We start from the raw sequence: 3122 nt of genomic DNA on the forward strand, positions 1-3122 counted from the left end.
AATCAATCAATCAATCAATCATGCGAGCAAGCGAGCAAGTGATCAATTAAGTACCCCCTATTCATACAGATACAGGAGATTAAAGTAAGCCATTGCTCTTGAAAGGTCTAAAAAATCAGGTTCCGAGGCTAAAGATACCGACGACAACAACAATCAGAAACTGAAGCACCAAGCTACAGTCCAGTAGATAAGCGTAGTGGTAATGATCTTTTGTTTTGAAAACAGCCAACTTAAGCAAGGCAAATATGAGTACGTTGGTCAGAATTAATCCGATTTTAATAGGTGCTGTATAAGGCACGGTCAAGATCAAAACACAATGCAGGCCTAATAGTCCATAGGTTAGATTTTTAGCTTTTTGTTCGCCCAGCATATTAGGTAAAGTCCGTAGATGATAATAGGAATCCTGTTGGATATCCCGAATATCGAAAGGCAATGTACAGATAACCAAAAATATAAACTTCAATCCGCAGAGCGCAATAAAAACCCACTGATCTATTGTGACACCGATGTTGGCTAGTTCCACATAAGGGAGCACCACACTGCTGCAGACCCAGACCAGGGCAATGTGAAAAATCTTGGCCCCGGGTATCTGTCGAAGCCCCACTTTGCGATCACGGAAGGTAAATAGAGGCATTCCGTATAGTAGACTCAGGATTCCAATAAATCCCAAAAACAAAAAGGAATACACATGAATAAACCACAAGCAATAACCAAGCACAAGCAAAGCGATACCATTGTTTAACCACATGACCCATTCATGATTAAAGATCCAGCGTGTCCGGGGGAATTTTGATTCTTTTGGGTGCTTCGGTTTGGACCACCACAGGCTAAAATTATAGAGTAGCAAGGTCGCCGTTCCTTCTACTAAAACGATATACCAATTGATAGACCGTTCAAATATGATATAAGTCAATGCGCATTGTGCCATGGCCGCCATGGCGATCAGAAGATTTGTATAGATTGTAATATAGAATAGCTTTCTTAGAAAAGACATCTTGAAAAATCTTGATGCAAGATAACAATCTTATAGATAAAAGTAGTTTAACATTATATTAAACATCAATTTTTTGATAAAATGGGCAAAAACCGCTAAATTGTACACCGAAATCGAAATATCAAAAACAATTTCGCAACAATAACAATATAAATTAAAATAATTCATAATAATCCTAATAACGATGAGCCTACAAATAAAATCATTTGAAGAATATCAAAGTGAATATAAGCGAAGTGTAGAACAACCTGAGGAGTTTTGGGCGAGCATTGCAGATCATTTTTTCTGGAAGAGAAAGTGGAATAAAGTGCTGAACTGGAACTTTGAGGAACCCAATGTCAAATGGTTTGAGGGTGCTAAATTAAATATTACAGAAAACTGTCTAGATCGCCATATTTATGCTAATGGTGATAAACCAGCCATCATCTGGGAACCTAATGATCCCAATGAAGCGCACCGCATTCTTTCCTATAAGCAATTACTACAAAAGGTAGAGCAATTTGCCAACGTACTTAAAAATAATAACATCAAAAAAGGAGACCGGGTATGTATTTACTTGCCAATGGTTCCTGAATTGGTTATTGCTGTATTAGCCTGTGCTCGTATCGGCGCTATCCACTCGGTGGTGTTTGGAGGTTTTTCAGCACGATCTATCGCGGATCGTATCGTCGATGCGGAATGCAAACTGATCGTCACTTCAGATGGTAGTTACCGCGGCAATAAGACCATTGGTTTAAAAAACATTGTGGACGATGCTTTAATGCAATGTGACACTGTTGAAAAAGTAATTGTTTTAACACGTACGCGTACACCGGTATCGATGATCAAAGGACGTGACGTATGGTGGGAAGATGAGATCAAAAAAGTAGAAACACAGGGAAATCCAGCATGTCCAGCAGAAGAGATGGATGCTGAGGACAATTTATTCATCCTTTATACATCGGGATCCACAGGTAAACCTAAGGGTGTAGTACACACTTGTGGTGGTTATATGGTGTATACAGGCTATACCTTTATGAATACCTTCCAATATAAGCCAAACGATGTATTTTTCTGTACAGCGGATATCGGCTGGATTACAGGACACAGTTACATCGTTTACGGACCGTTATCACAAGGAGCTACTTCTTTAATGTTTGAGGGTATTCCAACCTTCCCGGATGCGAGCCGTTATTGGGATATCGTTGATAAATTCAAAGTCAATATTATCTATACATCCCCTACTGCTTTGCGTTCATTGATGGCTTTTGGGGACGAATTTGTCGACAAAAACGACCTTTCATCTTTACGTGTTTTGGGATCTGTAGGCGAACCAATCAACGAAGAAGCCTGGAACTGGTTTAACGAAAAAGTTGGTAAAAAGAATTGCCCTATTGTTGACACCTATTGGCAGACAGAGAATGGAGGCCATTTGATCACTTCATTGGCCGGGGTAACACCAGAAAAAGCAAGTTATGCGATGTTCCCGATGCCGGGCATTCAACCCGCTTTGATGGATGAGAATGGAAAAGAAATCGAAGGCAATGACGTAACTGGCAATCTGTGTATTAAATTCCCATGGCCAGGTATGTTACGCACGACATGGGGCGATCATGACCGCTGTCGTCAAACTTATTTCTCGACGTATAAAGATATGTATTTTACGGGCGATGGATGTTTCCGTAGTCCAGAGGGCTATTACAAAATCACAGGCCGTGTAGATGATGTATTAAATGTTTCGGGTCACCGCATTGGTACAGCAGAAGTGGAAAATGCCATTAATATGCACGCTGACGTGGTTGAATCTGCCATTGTTGGGTATCCGCACCCCGTAAAAGGACAGGGTATCTATGCTTATGTCATTGCGAATCACCATACCGATGCAGAAGCCACCAAAAAGGATATCATGGAAACCGTTTCACGCATTATTGGCCCAATTGCTAAACCAGACATCATCCAATTTGTTGATGATCTACCAAAAACACGTTCAGGAAAGATCATGCGTCGTATCTTGCGCAAGATTGCCGAAGACGATATCGCCAATGTAGGTGATACTTCGACACTTCAGGATCCTGCCGTTGTAGAAGGAATTATCAAAGGCGCTGCAGCTTTGAAAAAATAGCGTATAAAGTATCTAAAAAAATAACAG

2 protein-coding genes are annotated in these 3122 nt (G+C 40.5%); one reads left to right on the forward strand and one right to left on the reverse strand.

The window, feature by feature from the left end:
* Positions 1-115 precede the first annotated feature (115 nt).
* A complete protein-coding gene (locus B4Z47_RS20880; RefSeq protein WP_115046570.1) occupies positions 116-994 on the reverse strand; it encodes a hypothetical protein in 879 nt (292 codons plus the stop codon).
* Positions 995-1178: 184 nt separating this feature from the next.
* Here B4Z47_RS20880 and acs point away from each other — a divergent pair, with 184 nt between their 5' ends.
* The gene (acs, locus tag B4Z47_RS20885) at positions 1179-3095 is read left to right on the forward strand and encodes an acetate--CoA ligase (protein WP_046671623.1); all 1917 of its coding nucleotides are present in this window, start codon (positions 1179-1181) and stop codon (positions 3093-3095) included.
* Positions 3096-3122 lie beyond the last annotated feature (27 nt).

The organism is Sphingobacterium sp. UBA2610 (genome assembly GCF_002339225.1).
GTDB classification, from domain to species: Bacteria; Bacteroidota; Bacteroidia; order Sphingobacteriales; family Sphingobacteriaceae; genus Sphingobacterium; species Sphingobacterium multivorum.

Bases quoted from the DNA above. Each gene is read 5' to 3' on its own strand.
- B4Z47_RS20880 (WP_115046570.1), bottom strand. From the start codon at position 994: ATGTCTTTTCTAAGAAAGCTATTCTATATTACAATCTATACAAATCTT.
- acs (WP_046671623.1), top strand. From the start codon at position 1,179: ATGAGCCTACAAATAAAATCATTTGAAGAATATCAAAGTGAATATAAG.